The following is a 14603-nucleotide window of genomic DNA, read 5'->3' on the forward strand; positions in this document are numbered from 1 at the left end:
ATGCCGGGCTAGAAGATCGTGGCGAAGAAGCCGGCCCCGATGGACGCAACCATGGCGATGACCAGAAGCCAAACGATCGGGACACGGTACTTGTTGATGAAACCCATAGTAGATCCAGTGTACGAGGGCAGGAGAAGGCATGAGCGACAGCACCGCAGTTGACGAGGTTTGGAAGGACTGGAAGGACGCAGTCAACATGACCGCGTCAGAGCTCGAGAAGTGGCTCGACACCGAAGAGTCCCAGGAGGTGGGCCAGAAGGACGACGGCGGCGAATCGGTCGGCCACGCGTCAGGGCGCCGCATCATCAAGATCCTGGGAACGAAGAAAGCTGACCTCAGCGATTCCGACGCGGAACACATGCGAAAGGTGGTGGGCTATGTTCACCGGCACCTCGCGCAGAAGCCGTCGTCGGACATCGAACACTCGAAGTGGCGCTACTCCCTGATGAACTGGGGCCACGACCCGCTGAAGGACTGAAGCGACAGGCGGCTTCCCGCCGTCGTCGGGTCCCGCCGCTAGTCCTGCGGAGCCAGGAGCGCTTCGCGCGCGGCTGCCAGCCGCTTGAGGCCGTCGGCCGGCCGAATGGGTTCAGGCCAGCGCGGCTGGAGGTGGTCCCCGAGGGTGATCTTGCGTAGGCGTCGCCCGAACATCGGAATGACCCATTCGCGCAGCCAGACCGATTCCTTGCGGACCAGTTCGGTCATAGTGGGACGCTGGCGGGGACGCAGCGGCTTCGACGTGAGCGTATGGTCCACGCCCATGACCCGCAGAACGTGTGCTGCCATGTTCTTGTGGCCGGCCGGTGACATGTGGAGCCGATCGGAATCCCAGTAGCGCGGGTCGTGATACTCGTCGAAGCACCAGTAATCGACCAGCAGCGCATTGTAGGTCTCTGCGATGCGGCGGACGTGCTCGTTGTAGATCCAATTCCGCCGCCGCATAGGCTCCAGCACCGGATGGAGCCGTACATCAAAACCCGTGAACAGGAGGGGGCGCGCACCGGCTGCGGCGATCCGCGCGACCATCTCCTCATAACTCTCCATCAATGGAGTCATGCTGGTACGCAGCTCAAGGATGTCGTTGCCTCCGGCGTAAACGCTCACCAGGGTGGGACGCAGGTCAAGGGCTGGCTGCAATTGCTCATCAATGATCTGCCTCAGCCGCTTGCTGCGAATGGCGAGGTTGGCATACCGCCAGGTGGGATCCTGCTTGCTGAGCTGCTTCGCCACGCGGTCCGCCCAGCCGCGTACACCGTTGGGATAGCGGGGGTCCCAATCCCCCACTCCCTCCGTGAAGGAGTCGCCGATCGCCACAAATAGCCTGGACATTGCTCCACGGTAGGGATCAAGGACGACGGCGGCCGGTCTCCCACGTGTCGGCCAAGGAAAGCGGCGGTGAATTCGGAATATCCAGCGCCCGGAATATCCGCAGCAGAGCCGGCGCTGCGTCCAACATGACTCCTCAGCTTGCAGTGACAGGTTCAACCGGCCACGTGGGTGGTGCCGTGGCACGCGCCCTTGCCGAAGCCGGCCATGAGCAGACGCTCGTCGTCAGGGATTTAGCCAGGGCGCCGCAGCTGCCCGGAGCTCCAGTCGCAGCGGCCAGTTACGCCGACAAGGCGGCCTCCGTGGAGGCACTTCGCGGCAGCCGGGTTCTCTTCATGGTGTCCGGCGCCGAGGCACAGGACCGCGTAGACCAGCACCGGACCTTCATCGACGCCGCCGCAGAGGCGGGCGTGCAGCACATCATCTACACCTCCTTCCTCGCCGCTGCCCCCGATGCCACCTTCACCCTGGGGCGGGACCACTGGGCCACTGAGGAACACATCCGCAACTCAGGTATGAAGTTCACCTTCCTTCGCGACAACTTCTACCTCGATGTCCTCCCGCTCTTCGCCGGCGAGGAGGGAGTCCTTCGCGGACCTGCAGGGAATGGGCGGGTGGCCGCCGTCGCGCGCGCCGACGTTGCCCGCGCCGCCGTCGTCGTACTGAAAGAACCGGGCGCGCACGAAGAGCGCAGCTACGACCTGACCGGACCGGAAGCACTGTCGCTCGCCGAGGCAGCCGAGGTGATTACCCGCGTCACCGGCCGGCCAACGCGCTACGAGAAGGAAACCGTGGAGGAGGCGTATGCCTCCCGGGCGCACTACGGGGTTCCGCAGTGGCAACTCGACGCGTGGGTCAGCACCTACACCGCCATCGCGTCGGGGCAGCTGGCGCAACCGACGACGGCGGTCGAGGAGCTGACCGGGAGACCTCCCCTGACTCTTGAGCAGTTGCTGAAAGGCTAGGAAAAACCCTTGTCACCTGTCAGGGACAGGTCTAGAGTTGTAATCAACCAATTCATTGATAAACAAGCAGGTTGATCATGACGGACGACGAGCTTCTGGACAAGGCCTTCATGGCCCTGGCAGATCCAGCCCGTCGCCGGATCATTGCCCACCTCAGCCGTGGGCCTGCAACGGTCAACGAACTGGCCGAGCCCTTCGAAATCACCAAACAGGCAGTTTCCAGGCATATCCGGGTTTTGGAGCAGGCTGAACTGGTGACGCGCTCACGCGACGCGCAGCGCAGACCCGTTCACCTGAACCCCGCCCGGCTGGAAGCGCTCACAGCGTGGATTGACCAGTACAGGCTTGTCCGTGAGAGCCAGTTCCGCGCACTCGACAACATACTCGAATCAAAGGCGAGCCAAGCAGGCTTCAGCCGCGCACCCAAGGAATGAATCATGAGCAACCCCCTGAAGCTCTCCGTGCCGGAGGGCGTTCCCTTCATCGATTTTGAGCGGGAGTTCGACTTCCCGGTTGAGGCAGTCTTCGAAGCACACCGCAATCCAGAAATGATCAGCAAGTGGCTCGGGCCGAGGAACACCAATATCCAGCTCGACCACTACGACTTCCGCACCGGTGGCAGCTACCGCTACACGCATATCGGCCCTGACGGCCAGCCGTACGTTTTCACAGGCGTCTTCCACACGGTCCGGGAGAACGAATTCGCCATCCAGACCTTCGAGTTTGACGGCTACCCCGACGTTGTCAGCATCGAGTTCATGACGTTCGAGGACCTCGGCGGGGGACGTTCCAAGCTTATCGGCCACTCCGTCTACCCCACCCTCGAGGCACGTGACGGCATGGCGCAATCCGGTATGGAGTACGGCATGAGCGAGGGCTACGAGCGCCTGGACGGACTGTTGTCCTAGGCTCGGTGCATGCGAAGGGACTTCTATCGGGACCAGCTGTCGGCGACAGCTTTCTACAAACTGTTGACGGCCACCGTGATTCCCCGACCCATCGCCTGGGTTTCATCCCGGTCGGAGAGCGGCGTGGACAACCTCGCTCCGCACTCCTTCTTCACGGTGGCCTCAACGGACCCCCCGGTCATCCAGTTCACCTCGGTGGGCGAGAAGGACTCGCTGCGCAACATCCGTGCCACCGGCGAGTTCACCGTTAACCTCACATCCGAGGATCTTTTTGAGCGCGTCAACGCCACCGGGACACCCTTCGGCCCGGAGGTCAGCGAGTTCGACGCCGTTGGCCTGCACCGCGAGGACGGCAAGTTTGTGAGCACGGTCAGGGTGCGCGAATCCCCTGCCGCACTGGAGTGCCGACTACATAGCCTTGTGCCCGTAGGCAACTGCACCCTCGTGTTGGGCGAGGTTGTCCACGCCGCCATCCGCGAGGACGTGCTCGACGACGACCACCCCCGCCCCGATTCACTCCGCCCTTTGGCACGGCTCGGGCGGGATGAGTGGTCAACCCTCGGCGAAGTACGGCGCATCAGCAGGATCCGGCTCCAGGACTGGCCCGGTTCCTTCGCCCCTGAAGGCTCATGAGCACGCCCAGCCCCATCGCAGGGTACGAGGACTGGCCGGGCGCCGTGGGCCGGCTTGGCCGACATCCCGGGTTCAGCCCCGACAGCGAGCTGCTGTCACGGGCCCTCGGCGTTCCGGCACCAATTCCGACGCCGCAACTCACCGCCCGCGACCGAAGCCTGGTTGACGGCGTGCGCATCCAGGAGCTTGAGTGGCAGCTTCCCTATGGTCCGCCGACACGGGGTTACCTGCTCACTCCCGCTGATCATGCCGACGCCGAACGGCCCCTGCCCGGGGTGCTGTGGCTGCACTGCCATGGCGGCAACAAGTGGCTGGGAGCCGAGCGCCTCGTCGACCGGGGAAAAGACACTGCTGCGGAGGTTCGTGCCGTCCAGGAGAACCTCTATTCCGGGCGGGCCCTGGCAAATGACATAGCACGGGCCGGATTCGCCGTCCTGGTACACGACTCCTTCACATGGGGCAGCCGCCGCTTTCCCCTCCATCCGGCGCCGGCGAGAGTTGCGGAGGGAATGGCCGCACGTCGCGCGCTCTGGCGGGAGGAAGGAATCCAACCAACCCCCGCCGAGGAGTACAACGCCGCCGCAGCACTGCACGAACACACGGTCGCCAAGACCGCGGGCCTCCTGGGCACCAGCTACGCGGGCATGGTGGCGTTCGAGGACCTTGTTGCACTTGAACTCCTTCAGTCCCTGCCGGAGGTAGATGCAAACCGGGTCGCCATCGGTGGTTTTTCCGGCGGCGGCGGCCGCGCGCTCGTGCTCTCGGCCCTGGCACCCCAGGTGAGTGCCGCCGTCGTAAGTTGCATGATGACCACCTTCAAGGGCCTCTTCCCCACGCACACGGACACCCACTCCTGGCTGCTTGCGACGCCCGGGCTTCCGGCCGCTTTCGACTGGCCGGACCTCGTCCGGCTCAACCCGGCCTGCCGCTACCTTGTGCAGTTCGCCTCGCACGATCCACTGTTCACGCTTCAGGGCATGCGCGACGCCGACACCAGGCTCGCCGCCCTTACTGCCGGGACACCGGATCAGTACACAGGCTCCTGGCACGACGCCGGTCACGTGGTGACCGCCGCAATGGTTCAGGAAGCACTGGATTTCCTCAGCCTGCGCCGCCGCCGCTAAGCCCGTGTGACGGGGCGTTTGACGGCGAGAAAACGTTTTCCTTGACGTGCGCCACATCACACACTAGGGTCAAGTGCAATCGCGAGAAAGCGTTTTCTCAGCGAACGAAAGTACGGCCCTACGACCCCAACAAGAGGTTCCCCATGAAGCTTGCGAACAGCACGCGCGCCGACATACCGGCACGCGGCCGCGCGACTGCGGAAAGGACCGCCGATGTCAGCGTTGACTGAAATGTCCAGGCTCAAGAAGGAGCCACGCACCAAGCGGAAGCTGACCCAGGCGGAGAAGAAAGAGGAACGGGTCTCGTATCTGTTCCTTGCACCATGGCTGATCGGCATGGTGCTGATCACCATCGGCCCCATGGCCGCGTCTCTGTATCTTTCCTTCACCGATTACAACCTGCTTCAGACACCCGAATGGACAGGCTTCGACAACTACCTCCGGATGTTTGATGACACCCGACTGCAGAACTCGCTGGGTGTCACGTTCCTCTACGTTTTCGTCTCCGTTCCGCTCCAGCTCATCGCAGCACTGGCGCTCGCGCTGATCCTGGACCGGGGCATGCGTGGCCTGAGCTTCTACCGCTCCGTCTACTACCTTCCCTCCCTCCTGGGAGGCTCGGTGGCAATCGCCGTACTGTGGCGACAGATCTTCGGCACCACCGGCCTGATCAACCAGGTCCTGGCGCTGGTCGGGATCGAGGGCAAAGGCTGGATCGCCGACCCCTCCACCGCCCTGGGCACCCTGATGGTCCTCAACGTCTGGACCTTCGGCGCTCCGATGGTCATCTTCCTGGCCGGCCTACGCCAAATCCCCTCCATGTACTACGAGGCGGCGGCCATGGACGGCGCTTCGAAGGTCCGCCAGTTCACCTCGATCACGGTACCGCTGCTCACGCCCATCATCTTCTTCAACCTGGTGCTGCAGATCATCGGCGCCTTCCAGTCCTTCACCCAGGCCTTCGTGGTCTCGGGCGGAACCGGCGGGCCGGCCGACTCCACCATGTTCTTCACGCTGTACCTGTACCAACAGGGCTTCGGCAACTTCAACATGGGCTACGCGTCAGCCATGGCCTGGCTGCTGTTGCTCATCATCGCGGCCTTCACGTTCATCAACTTCATCGCCTCGAAATGGTGGGTGTTCTATGACGACTAATATCGAGCCCCGGACAAGGAAGTCCCAAGCGGCTCCTGAACAGAAAGCTCCTGCTGCCCCGCCGGCACGTCGGCGGAACAAGAACGAGGAGCTGAGCGGAAGCGCAGGACGCAGGCTCCTGAAGCACATTGCGCTCACGACCTTCGGCATCATCATGCTCTACCCGTTGCTGTGGATGCTGGTCAGCTCCCTGCGGCCCAACGACGTCATTTTCCGCGAAGCCGGCCTCTGGCTTACGTCGTTCGAGTTCAGCAATTACACCGAGGGCTGGAACGCGCTCCAGTCGCCGTTCGGGCACTACATGATCAACTCAATGATCGTGGTGATCGGATCCATCATCGGCAATCTGGTGTCCTGTTCGATGGCCGCCTACGCCTTTGCCCGGCTGAAGTTCCGGCGTCGGAACCTGCTCTTCGCCATCATGCTGATGACCATCATGCTGCCGATCCACGTGATCATCGTGCCGCAGTACATCATCTTCTCGGAGCTCGGCTGGGTGAACACCTTCATCCCGCTGGTGCTGCCTAAGCTTCTGGCAACGGACGCGTTCTTCGTGTTCCTCATGGTGCAGTTCATCCGCGGCCTGCCGAGGGAATTGGATGAGGCTGCCCGCATCGATGGCTGCGGTCACGTAAGGATCTTCACGCGGATCATCCTTCCGCTCATGATGCCGGCCCTGGCGACCACCACGATCTTCACCTTCATCTGGACCTGGAACGACTTCTTCAGCCAGTTGATCTATCTCACCGACCCGGAGATGTACACCGTGCCCGTCGCCCTGCGCTCTTTCGTGGACAGCACAGCAACCTCCTCGTGGGGCTCGATGTTCGCCATGTCCATCGTCTCGCTACTGCCCGTGTTCCTTGTCTTCCTCTTCGGACAGAAGTACCTGGTCAAGGGCATCGCTACCACCGGCATCAAGTAATTCAAACCAATACGCACAGACACCAGCCACACCCCGACAAGAATCTATAGATCGGAAAGAAGTTCAATGAAGAAGTTCCCACGTCCTGCGCGCCTCGCCACTGCAGCCTCCCTCGCTGTGGTCCTCGGAGCGTCGCTGGCAGCCTGCGGCAACGGCGGCAGCGAAGCCGCCGGTGACGGCAACCTCCGCTTCTCCTGGTGGGGATCGGACCCGCGTCACGAAGCAACCCAGGAAATCATCGACATCTATGAGTCCGAGAACGAAGGCGTGACTATCGCCGGTGAATTCTCCGATTTCTCCGGCTACTGGGACAAGCTTGCAACGACGACGGCGGGACGCGACGCCCCGGACGTAATAACCATGGACGAGAAATACATCATGGAGTACGCGGGACGCGGTGCCCTGGCCAACCTGACCGAACTCGAGAACCTGGACCTGTCCAAGTTCCCGGAAGCGGCACTGGACCTCGGACGGTATGAGGACGGCGTCTACGGCCTTAGCACCGGGCAGAACGCCTACTCGGTGATGGTCAACGCGGATCTGTTCGCTGAAGCCGGAGTGGAGATCCCGGACGACAGCACCTGGACCTGGGACGATTACTACGAAATCTCGGCCCAGATCAGTGAGAAGCTCGGGGAAATCAAGGGGACGGACTACGGCGCTCTCGACGGCGACCTGCGCATTTGGCTTCGCCAGAACGGCGAGGAACTCTACAGCGAGGACGAGCCGGGAACCGTGGGCTACTCGCAGGAGACCCTGCAGTCCTGGTTCGAGCACCTCCTGCACGTCCGCGACACCGGCGGTGGAGTAACAGCAGCGCAGTTCACCGAGGCCGCGGCCGGCACGTTCGAGGCAGAGAACTTCCCGACCAAGAAGGCCGCGATGGGCTGGTACTGGTCCAACCAGCTGGGAGCCCTCCGCGAGGCCACCGGCGACGACATCCGGATTCTGCGTGTTCCTTCCCCCACCGGCAACGCCGAGGACAACGGCATGTACTACAAGGCCTCCATGTACTGGTCCATCTCCAGCCAGTCCGACGACCAGGCCGCTGCCGCCGATTTCGTGAACTTCCTGGCGAACGATCCCGCCGCCGCAGAGAAGATGCTCGTGGACCGCGGCGTCCCGGCCAACCCGGACATGGCAGCCGCCATCGAGCCGAAGCTCGACGAGGCGCAGCAGACCGTCGTCTCGTTCCTCGAGGAGATCGAGCCCGAGGTTTCCGACTCGCCCAAGCCCTCCCCCATCGGCGCAGGAACCGTCCAGGAGACGATCGTCCGCTACGTCGGCGAGGTCCTCTTCGGCAACCTGACGCCGGCTGAAGCAACGGAACAGTTGACCGCCGAGATCGAAGGCATGATCAGCGCCGGCTGACCACCCGGAGCCAACCCCAACCCACCAAGCACAGACAGGACGAGATTCAATGAAGAAGTTCGCTCGATCCACCCGCACCCTCACGGCGGCCGCCGTCGTTCTGGTGCTCGGCGCAACGCTGAGTGCCTGTGGCAGCGGCGGCAGCGGAGGCAACAGCGCCGGCGGAGACAGCAACCTGCGCTTCTCCTGGTGGGGCTCCGACCCCCGCCACGTCGCCAACCAGGAGATCATCGACATGTTCGAGGCCGAGAATGAGGGCATCACCATCGAGGGTGAATACTCGGACTTCAGCGGGTACTGGGACAAGCTGGCCACAACGACGGCGGGGCGCGATGCCCCCGACGTCATCACCATGGACGAGAAGTACCTCCAGGAATACGCCGGACGCGGCGCGCTGGCCGACCTCAGCACCCTCGACGCACTGGACACCTCCAAGTTCGACGACGCGGCGCTGAACCTGGGCCGCTATGAGGACGGGCTATACGGACTCACCACCGGCCAGAACGCGTATGTGCTGATGGTCAACAAGGATCTCTTCGCCAAGGCCGGGGTGGAAGTTCCCGATGACACCACCTGGACCTGGGACGACTACTACCGGATCTCGGAAGAACTGCAGCAGAAGCTCGGCGGTGACATTGTCGGCACCGACTACGGGGCACAGGACGTGGACTTGAGGGTCTGGCTCCGCCAGCAGGGCGAAAACCTGTACGACGACGCCGAACCCGGCAAGGTGGGTTACTCACCCGAGAACGTTGAGTCCTGGTTTGAGCATCTGCTCACCGTCCGCGACAGCGGCGGTCCGAGCGCTGCCCGCTACACCGAGGAAATGTCGGGTTCGTTCGAAGCTGGAGGCTTCGCGACCAACCGTGCAGCCATGGGCTGGTACTGGTCCAACCAGCTGTCCGCACTCCGCGAGGCGAGCGGCAGCGACGTGGCGATGCTGCGCTTCCCCTCCCACAACGGCGAGGCAGACGACAACGGCATGTACTACAAGGCCTCCATGTACTGGTCCATCTCCAGCCAGTCCGACGACCAGGAAGCAGCAGCCGAGTTCGTGAACTACCTGGCTAACAACCCGGACGCCGCGAAGAAGATGCTCGTGGACCGCGGCGTGCCCGCGAACCCCGACATGGCCGAAGCGATCGAACCGGAACTCGACGAGAACGACCAGTCCGTCGTGAACTTCCTCGACGAGATCCGGCCCGACATGGCCGAACCGCCGCTGCCCTCCCCCGTGGGAGCCGGTGGTGTACAGGACGTCGTCAAGCGCTATGCCTCCGAAGTCCTGTTCGACAAGCTGACTCCCGCCGAGGCCACGGAACAGATGACCACCGAAATTGAAGGAATGATCAGCGCAGGCTGATCATTCGGAACGGATCCCGATCATGCTCGACCCCGCAACCCGCCCTCTGGACCTCCTGAACGAGCCCGCGGATGCCGCCGACCGGAACGGTTACAGCGTCACGCCCCGCGTCGCGCTGATCGGCGTTCACGGTTACGGTGCCAGGCATCTCGACAACCTCCGGCGCCTGGAGGCCATCGGGAGTGCTCGGCTGGTGGCGGTCGCCGACCCCCGGCCGCCGGCCGAGGGCGCGGTGGACAGCGCGGTCTCAGTGTACGGGAGCGTAGACGAGCTGCTGTCTGCGGGGGCGCCGCCCGACGTCGTCGTTATTGCCGCCCCCATCCAGGCCCACGCCCCGGCCGCCCTCGCAGCGATCCGGGCGGGAGCCGATGTGTACGTCGAGAAGCCGCCCGTTGCCTCGATGCCCCAGTATGAAGAGCTGTTGATTGCGGCGGAGCGCGCCGGGGTTGCGGTGCAGACCGGGTTCCAGAGCTTGGGATCGGCGGCGTTGGACCGGATCGACGAACTCCTGGCGTCGGGAGCGCTGGGTTCGGTGCGCGGCGTCAGCGCGAAGGGTGCCTGGGTACGGTCCCGCGGCTACTTCGCGCGGTCCCGCTGGGCGGGTAAGCGGACGCTGGACGGTGTGGACGTGGTCGACGGCGTGGCCACGAACCCCCTTGCCCATGCGGTTGCTACCGCCCTCCGTGTGGCCGGTGCACGGGAAGCGTCCGACGTGGCTACCGTCGAGACGGACCTGTACCGGGCCCACGACATCGAGTGTGACGATACCTCGGCTATCCGGCTGCGCACTGCCGCCGGAACCGTGGTTACGCTCGCACTCACCCTGTGTGCCGCGGAGCAAACGCGCCCAACCGTGACGCTCCACGGCACACAGGGAACCGCCGTCCTGTACTACACCGACGACGAACTTGAAATCACCACGGCCCAGGGCACCGTCACCGAGCACTTCAGCCGAACCAACCTGCTGGAGAACCTCCTGGAGCACCGCACGAAGGGCGTCCCGCTGCTGAGCCCGCTGTCGTCATCGGGCGCGTTCATGCGTGTGCTCGATGCAATTCGATTGGCTCCACCGCCTCAGCCCATTGACTCTGCATTCGTCACCTGGCAGGGCGAGGGCGACGACGCCCACCCCGTTGTCCGGGACATCGAAGACCTGCTGCAGCGGGCCTGCCTCGCCCAGGCGACCTTCCGTGAACTGGACCCGGGCTGGGCGGATGCGCCGCCGTCGTCGTCCCTGCCGGTTGTCCTCGACGGGCAGGAACTTGGCCGCTACCGTGACGGGGCCACCGTCTCACCGCTGCTCTCACCCCGTCCGTACCTGCATCCGGCCACGACGCGGGCCGGCGTGGTAGTGACCGACCACTTCCCTGCCGACCATGTGTGGCACCTGGGCGTCGGCGTGGCGCTCCAGGATGTCGACGGCGTCAACTTCTGGGGCGGCCGGACCTATCGCCGCGAGGAGCAGGGCTACATTTGGCGCCCCGACCACGGGACCGTCACGCGCACCGGAATCACCCGTGCCGGCGATGCGCTGGAGGAAACCCTGCGCTGGAACGCGCCGGACGGGTCGCCACTGCTTTCCGAAGCGCGCCGGATCAGTTGGCGCGGCGTCGGCGACACGGTCTGGGCGCTCCGGATCGAGTTCGCGCTCACGCCCGCCGTCGATCGCCCCATCTCGCTTGGCAGCCCGGGATCCAACGGCCGGCAAGGCGGCGGATACGGCGGCTTCTTCTGGCGTCTGCCCCGATGCGCGGATGTCTCAATCACCACTCCCGAGGCCGCCGGTGAGGCAGACGTTCACGGCACCGTCTCCGACTGGCTGTGCTGGCAGGGCCTCTTTGAAGGCAAGCCCGCCTCTCTGATTTTCCTGCCCGACGACGGCGCTACAGACCCCTGGTTCGTTCGCTCCGAGGGTTATCCCGGCGTCGGCCTTGCCCTTGCCTGGGACACAGCGATCACCACAACCCCCACCGCTCCGGTGGCGCGCGCCGTCACCATACTTGTCGCGGACGGGATCCTCGATCCCCACGCAGTCCGCTCCCTCGTGGCGGAAGAAAGGCAGTCATGACCACCACCACGCCTCTTGCCGGTGACATCGCGGACGCAGCGGTTTCAAATCCTGCCGATGAACGGGCTGCCAAGCGCAGCAGGGTTCTGGACATCCTGGATCAAACCGGGCACGATTCACTGCTGCTGACCACCAACACGGCCATGACCTGGTACCTCGGCGGTAGCCGCCTGCACATCAGCCTCGCCGGTGATCCCGTCGCCGCCCTGCTGGTGGACCGCGAAGGCGACCACCTGATCACCTTCAACAACGAGGCGGACAGGCTGCTCCGGGAGGAGGTGCCGGCCGACGTCGTCGTTCATCCCGTGCCCTGGTACGGATCGCTGATCGACGTGGCCCGGCGGATCGTGCCGGCAGAGCCGCTGCCGGAGGCAGCTGTGCGCCGGGAACTGCGGGCGGCGCGCCAGTCGCTGTTGCCGGTTGAGGTGGCGGAATACGAGCGGCTGAACCGCGAGGTGGCGCGCGCGATGACCGACGTGCTAACCGCCAGCCGGCCGCATACCCGGGAACGCGACGTAGCCGCCGAACTGGCATCGCGGGTCATCGCGCTCGGAGCCGAACCGCTGGTGCTGTTGTGCAACGGTAAGGCGCGTTCATCGTTCCGGCACCCGCTTCCGACGTCGTCACCGTTGGGCCGGCGCGCGATGGCCGTGGTGTGCGCACGTCGGCGCGGCATGGTCGCGAACGTGACGCGGTGGGTGCGCTTCGACGGCTCGACTGAGGCGGAGCTCGACGCGGAAGCGCGAATCGCGGCCGTTGAGTCGGACATCTTCGCCGCAACGGTCCCCGGTGCGCGGCTGAACGGCATCTTCGACACCATCCGCCGCTCCTACGACGCGCACGGGTTCGGTCCGGATCAGTGGCGGCTGCACCACCAGGGCGGCCCCGCCGGCTACGCGGGCCGCGATCCGCGCGTAACCGAGGAGACCGACGACGCAGTGGTCCTCAACCAGGCCTTCACCTGGAACCCGTCCGGGCCCGGCGTGAAGATCGAGGACACCGTCCTGGTGACCAGCAGCGGCGTCCAGGTGCTCAGCGTCGACGAGCGCTGGCCGACCGTCGAGGTGAACGGCCGGCTGCGCCCCGCAACCTTGGAGATCTAAAGGCTACGGAGCCAGTCGACGGCGGCAGCCAGGTCGGAGCGGTCAATACCGTGCCCACCCTCACGAAGCACCTGCACGACGTCGGCCCCTCCCCGTCGCAGCTCACTCACCAGGTGCGTGGCGCTGGCCAGCGGCGCCATTGGATCCGACTTCCCGTTGAGTGTGAGGAACCGACTGTTCGCAAGAGCCAGGTCGAGCGTCCGGTCCCCGAACGGGTACATGCCCGAGAAGGCGATGACGCGGTCGACGGCATCAGGATGGAGCATGCCGGTGGCCAGTGCAATGTTGGCGCCGTTCGAGAAGCCCACCGCGACGAGCTGTCTGCCCTCCAGCCCGTACTGCTCGCGCGCTTCGGTGATGAAGTCCGCGAGTTCACCGGCGCGCGCGATCACGTCGTCGACGTCGAACACACCCTCCGCACGGCGGGCGAACCACCGGCGCGCGCCGTGTTCCTGCGTGCGACCGCGCGGTGCGAGTACCGCGGCCTCGGGATGAAGCTCGGGGGCGAGCGCAGCGATATCGTGCTCATCGGAGCCCGTCCCATGCAACATGAGAAGCACGGGAGCACCGGGCGAACCCTCGCGGTAGAGGTGGGGCCACTCTGTCAGCCGGATGGATCCCATCAGGAGGGCTCCCCGGAGGGCTGCGGGGCGTCGTCGTCGTCGTTATTGAGGACAAAGTTCTCCTGGGGCACATCAATCTGCGCCACGGACATCTCGATGTCCTCGCGGGTCGGCTCCAGCCACGGCGGAAGCTTCAGGGAGCGGCCAAGCTCGAGCAGCGGCTCGTCGACGTTGAAGCCCGGGGTGTCCGTAGCAATCTCGAACAGTACTCCCCCTGGCTCCCGGAAGTAGATTGACGTGAAGTACTGGCGGTCCAGAATGGCCGTGACGTTGAAGCCTCGCTCGACGAGGTCCTGGCGCCAGAGTTCCTGAGTCGCACGGTCAGGGACCCGGAAGGCAATGTGATGCACGGTGCCACCGGCCACCAGGCCGTAGGGCCCGGAGGGGTCCGCGACGACGTCCACGATGTTGCCTGCACCGCCGTCGCCCGCTTCGAGACGGGTGCGGTCGGGGCCGGAGTCGGTGATGCGCAGGCCGAGGTCCTCGGTGAGTACGCGGAGGGTGCGTTCGGGGTTGGCCACGGTGAGCACCGACGAGTGTTGACCGCGGACGGCGTGCTCGGCGGGGACGAAGGAGGAGTCCCAGGGGTTACGCGGGTCGGCGGTCGAGGAGGCAACCAGATCCAACTGCAGTCCGTCCGGATCGCGCAGCGAGAGCCGTTCCTCGTTGGAAGAGGTCCGGTCGATGACGGATTCGACGCCGAGCGAGCGGAAGTGGTCCTGCCACCAGCCGATGCTGCCCTGCGGGACCGAGAACGCGGTGGTGGTGGATTGACCGGAACCGATCCGTCCCGGCGCCACCTTGCCCCACGGGAAGAAGGTCATGAGCGATCCGGGGCGGCCGGCGTCGTCCCCGTAGTACAGGTGATACGTCGACGGGTCATCGAAGTTGACCGTCTTCTTCACGAGCCGAAGGCCCAGCCCGCGGATATAGAAGTCGACGTTGGCCTGCGGGTCGCCGGCGATGGCGGTGACATGGTGCAGCCCGGTGGTGTGCGCTGTCATTGTGGTCCTCCGGAGTTCCTGTCGGCCGCTGCGGT

General features: G+C 64.9%; 15 protein-coding genes. 12 read left to right on the forward strand and 3 right to left on the reverse strand.

The window, feature by feature from the left end:
• Window positions 1–139: 139 nt before the first annotated feature.
• On the forward strand, window positions 140–478 hold the full coding sequence (locus GC088_RS14255) for a DUF3140 domain-containing protein (RefSeq protein ID WP_323959652.1): 339 nt from the start codon (window positions 140–142) through the stop codon (window positions 476–478).
• 38 nt (window positions 479–516) lie between these two features.
• On the opposite strand, the gene GC088_RS14260 is transcribed toward GC088_RS14255, so the two are convergent.
• A complete protein-coding gene (locus GC088_RS14260) occupies window positions 517–1329 on the reverse strand; it encodes an SGNH/GDSL hydrolase family protein (RefSeq protein WP_323959653.1) in 813 nt (270 codons plus the stop codon).
• A gap of 125 nt (window positions 1330–1454) precedes the next feature.
• Here GC088_RS14260 and GC088_RS14265 point away from each other — a divergent pair, with 125 nt between their 5' ends.
• The 11 genes from GC088_RS14265 to GC088_RS14315 all read left to right on the forward strand — a co-directional run bounded on the left by GC088_RS14265 (window position 1455) and on the right by GC088_RS14315 (window position 12941).
• Complete coding sequence (locus GC088_RS14265; RefSeq protein WP_323959654.1) at window positions 1455–2291, forward strand: SDR family oxidoreductase; 837 nt, start codon at window positions 1455–1457, stop codon at window positions 2289–2291.
• A gap of 77 nt (window positions 2292–2368) precedes the next feature.
• On the forward strand, window positions 2369–2725 hold the full coding sequence (locus GC088_RS14270) for an ArsR/SmtB family transcription factor (RefSeq protein WP_416377471.1): 357 nt from the start codon (window positions 2369–2371) through the stop codon (window positions 2723–2725).
• A 3-nt stretch (window positions 2726–2728) separates the two neighbouring features.
• Window positions 2729–3199 carry an SRPBCC family protein gene (locus GC088_RS14275; protein ID WP_323959655.1) on the forward strand — a complete coding sequence of 157 codons (471 nt, stop codon included), beginning with the start codon at window positions 2729–2731 and terminating at the stop codon, window positions 3197–3199.
• Between the two features lie 9 nt (window positions 3200–3208).
• Window positions 3209–3832 carry a flavin reductase family protein gene (locus GC088_RS14280; RefSeq protein WP_323959656.1) on the forward strand — a complete coding sequence of 208 codons (624 nt, stop codon included), beginning with the start codon at window positions 3209–3211 and terminating at the stop codon, window positions 3830–3832.
• Entirely contained in the window at window positions 3829–4956 is a 1128-nt protein-coding gene (locus GC088_RS14285) for an acetylxylan esterase (RefSeq protein ID WP_323959657.1), read from the forward strand. The genes GC088_RS14280 and GC088_RS14285 overlap by 4 nt, the downstream gene beginning before the upstream one ends.
• Window positions 4957–5169: 213 nt before the next feature.
• A complete protein-coding gene (locus GC088_RS14290; protein WP_323959658.1) occupies window positions 5170–6111 on the forward strand; it encodes a carbohydrate ABC transporter permease in 942 nt (313 codons plus the stop codon).
• Window positions 6101–7036: a carbohydrate ABC transporter permease gene (locus GC088_RS14295; protein WP_323959659.1), complete on the forward strand. Its 936-nt coding sequence runs from the start codon at window positions 6101–6103 to the stop codon at window positions 7034–7036. Before GC088_RS14290 ends, GC088_RS14295 begins: the two co-directional genes overlap by 11 nt.
• A gap of 66 nt (window positions 7037–7102) precedes the next feature.
• The gene (locus GC088_RS14300) at window positions 7103–8407 is read left to right on the forward strand and encodes an ABC transporter substrate-binding protein (protein WP_323959660.1); all 1305 of its coding nucleotides are present in this window, start codon (window positions 7103–7105) and stop codon (window positions 8405–8407) included.
• Window positions 8408–8456: 49 nt separating this feature from the next.
• Window positions 8457–9770 carry an ABC transporter substrate-binding protein gene (locus GC088_RS14305; protein ID WP_323959661.1) on the forward strand — a complete coding sequence of 438 codons (1314 nt, stop codon included), beginning with the start codon at window positions 8457–8459 and terminating at the stop codon, window positions 9768–9770.
• Window positions 9771–9792: 22 nt separating this feature from the next.
• Window positions 9793–11838 carry a DUF6807 family protein gene (locus tag GC088_RS14310; protein ID WP_323959662.1) on the forward strand — a complete coding sequence of 682 codons (2046 nt, stop codon included), beginning with the start codon at window positions 9793–9795 and terminating at the stop codon, window positions 11836–11838.
• Window positions 11835–12941: a M24 family metallopeptidase gene (locus GC088_RS14315; protein WP_323959663.1), complete on the forward strand. Its 1107-nt coding sequence runs from the start codon at window positions 11835–11837 to the stop codon at window positions 12939–12941. The genes GC088_RS14310 and GC088_RS14315 overlap by 4 nt, the downstream gene beginning before the upstream one ends.
• Here GC088_RS14315 and GC088_RS14320 read toward each other — a convergent pair.
• Entirely contained in the window at window positions 12938–13564 is a 627-nt protein-coding gene (locus GC088_RS14320; protein WP_323959664.1) for an alpha/beta hydrolase, read from the reverse strand. The two genes, GC088_RS14315 and GC088_RS14320, sit on opposite strands and share 4 nt — an antisense overlap.
• Complete coding sequence (locus tag GC088_RS14325) at window positions 13564–14568, reverse strand: ring-cleaving dioxygenase (RefSeq protein ID WP_323959665.1); 1005 nt, start codon at window positions 14566–14568, stop codon at window positions 13564–13566. The genes GC088_RS14320 and GC088_RS14325 overlap by 1 nt, the downstream gene beginning before the upstream one ends.
• Window positions 14569–14603 lie beyond the last annotated feature (35 nt).

The organism is Arthrobacter sp. JZ12 (assembly GCF_035189165.1).
GTDB lineage: Bacteria > Actinomycetota > Actinomycetes > Actinomycetales > Micrococcaceae > Arthrobacter_D.

Excerpts from the sequence above, each read along its gene's own strand:
- GC088_RS14255 (WP_323959652.1), top strand. The coding sequence starts at position 140 with ATGAGCGACAGCACCGCAGTTGACGAGGTTTGGAAGGACTGGAAGGAC.
- GC088_RS14260 (WP_323959653.1), bottom strand. The coding sequence starts at position 1,329 with ATGTCCAGGCTATTTGTGGCGATCGGCGACTCCTTCACGGAGGGAGTG.
- GC088_RS14265 (WP_323959654.1), top strand. The coding sequence starts at position 1,455 with ATGACTCCTCAGCTTGCAGTGACAGGTTCAACCGGCCACGTGGGTGGT.
- GC088_RS14270 (WP_416377471.1), top strand. The coding sequence starts at position 2,369 with ATGACGGACGACGAGCTTCTGGACAAGGCCTTCATGGCCCTGGCAGAT.
- GC088_RS14275 (WP_323959655.1), top strand. The coding sequence starts at position 2,729 with ATGAGCAACCCCCTGAAGCTCTCCGTGCCGGAGGGCGTTCCCTTCATC.
- GC088_RS14280 (WP_323959656.1), top strand. The coding sequence starts at position 3,209 with ATGCGAAGGGACTTCTATCGGGACCAGCTGTCGGCGACAGCTTTCTAC.
- GC088_RS14285 (WP_323959657.1), top strand. The coding sequence starts at position 3,829 with ATGAGCACGCCCAGCCCCATCGCAGGGTACGAGGACTGGCCGGGCGCC.
- GC088_RS14290 (WP_323959658.1), top strand. The coding sequence starts at position 5,170 with ATGTCAGCGTTGACTGAAATGTCCAGGCTCAAGAAGGAGCCACGCACC.
- GC088_RS14295 (WP_323959659.1), top strand. The coding sequence starts at position 6,101 with ATGACGACTAATATCGAGCCCCGGACAAGGAAGTCCCAAGCGGCTCCT.
- GC088_RS14300 (WP_323959660.1), top strand. The coding sequence starts at position 7,103 with ATGAAGAAGTTCCCACGTCCTGCGCGCCTCGCCACTGCAGCCTCCCTC.
- GC088_RS14305 (WP_323959661.1), top strand. The coding sequence starts at position 8,457 with ATGAAGAAGTTCGCTCGATCCACCCGCACCCTCACGGCGGCCGCCGTC.
- GC088_RS14310 (WP_323959662.1), top strand. The coding sequence starts at position 9,793 with ATGCTCGACCCCGCAACCCGCCCTCTGGACCTCCTGAACGAGCCCGCG.
- GC088_RS14315 (WP_323959663.1), top strand. The coding sequence starts at position 11,835 with ATGACCACCACCACGCCTCTTGCCGGTGACATCGCGGACGCAGCGGTT.
- GC088_RS14320 (WP_323959664.1), bottom strand. The coding sequence starts at position 13,564 with ATGGGATCCATCCGGCTGACAGAGTGGCCCCACCTCTACCGCGAGGGT.
- GC088_RS14325 (WP_323959665.1), bottom strand. The coding sequence starts at position 14,568 with ATGACAGCGCACACCACCGGGCTGCACCATGTCACCGCCATCGCCGGC.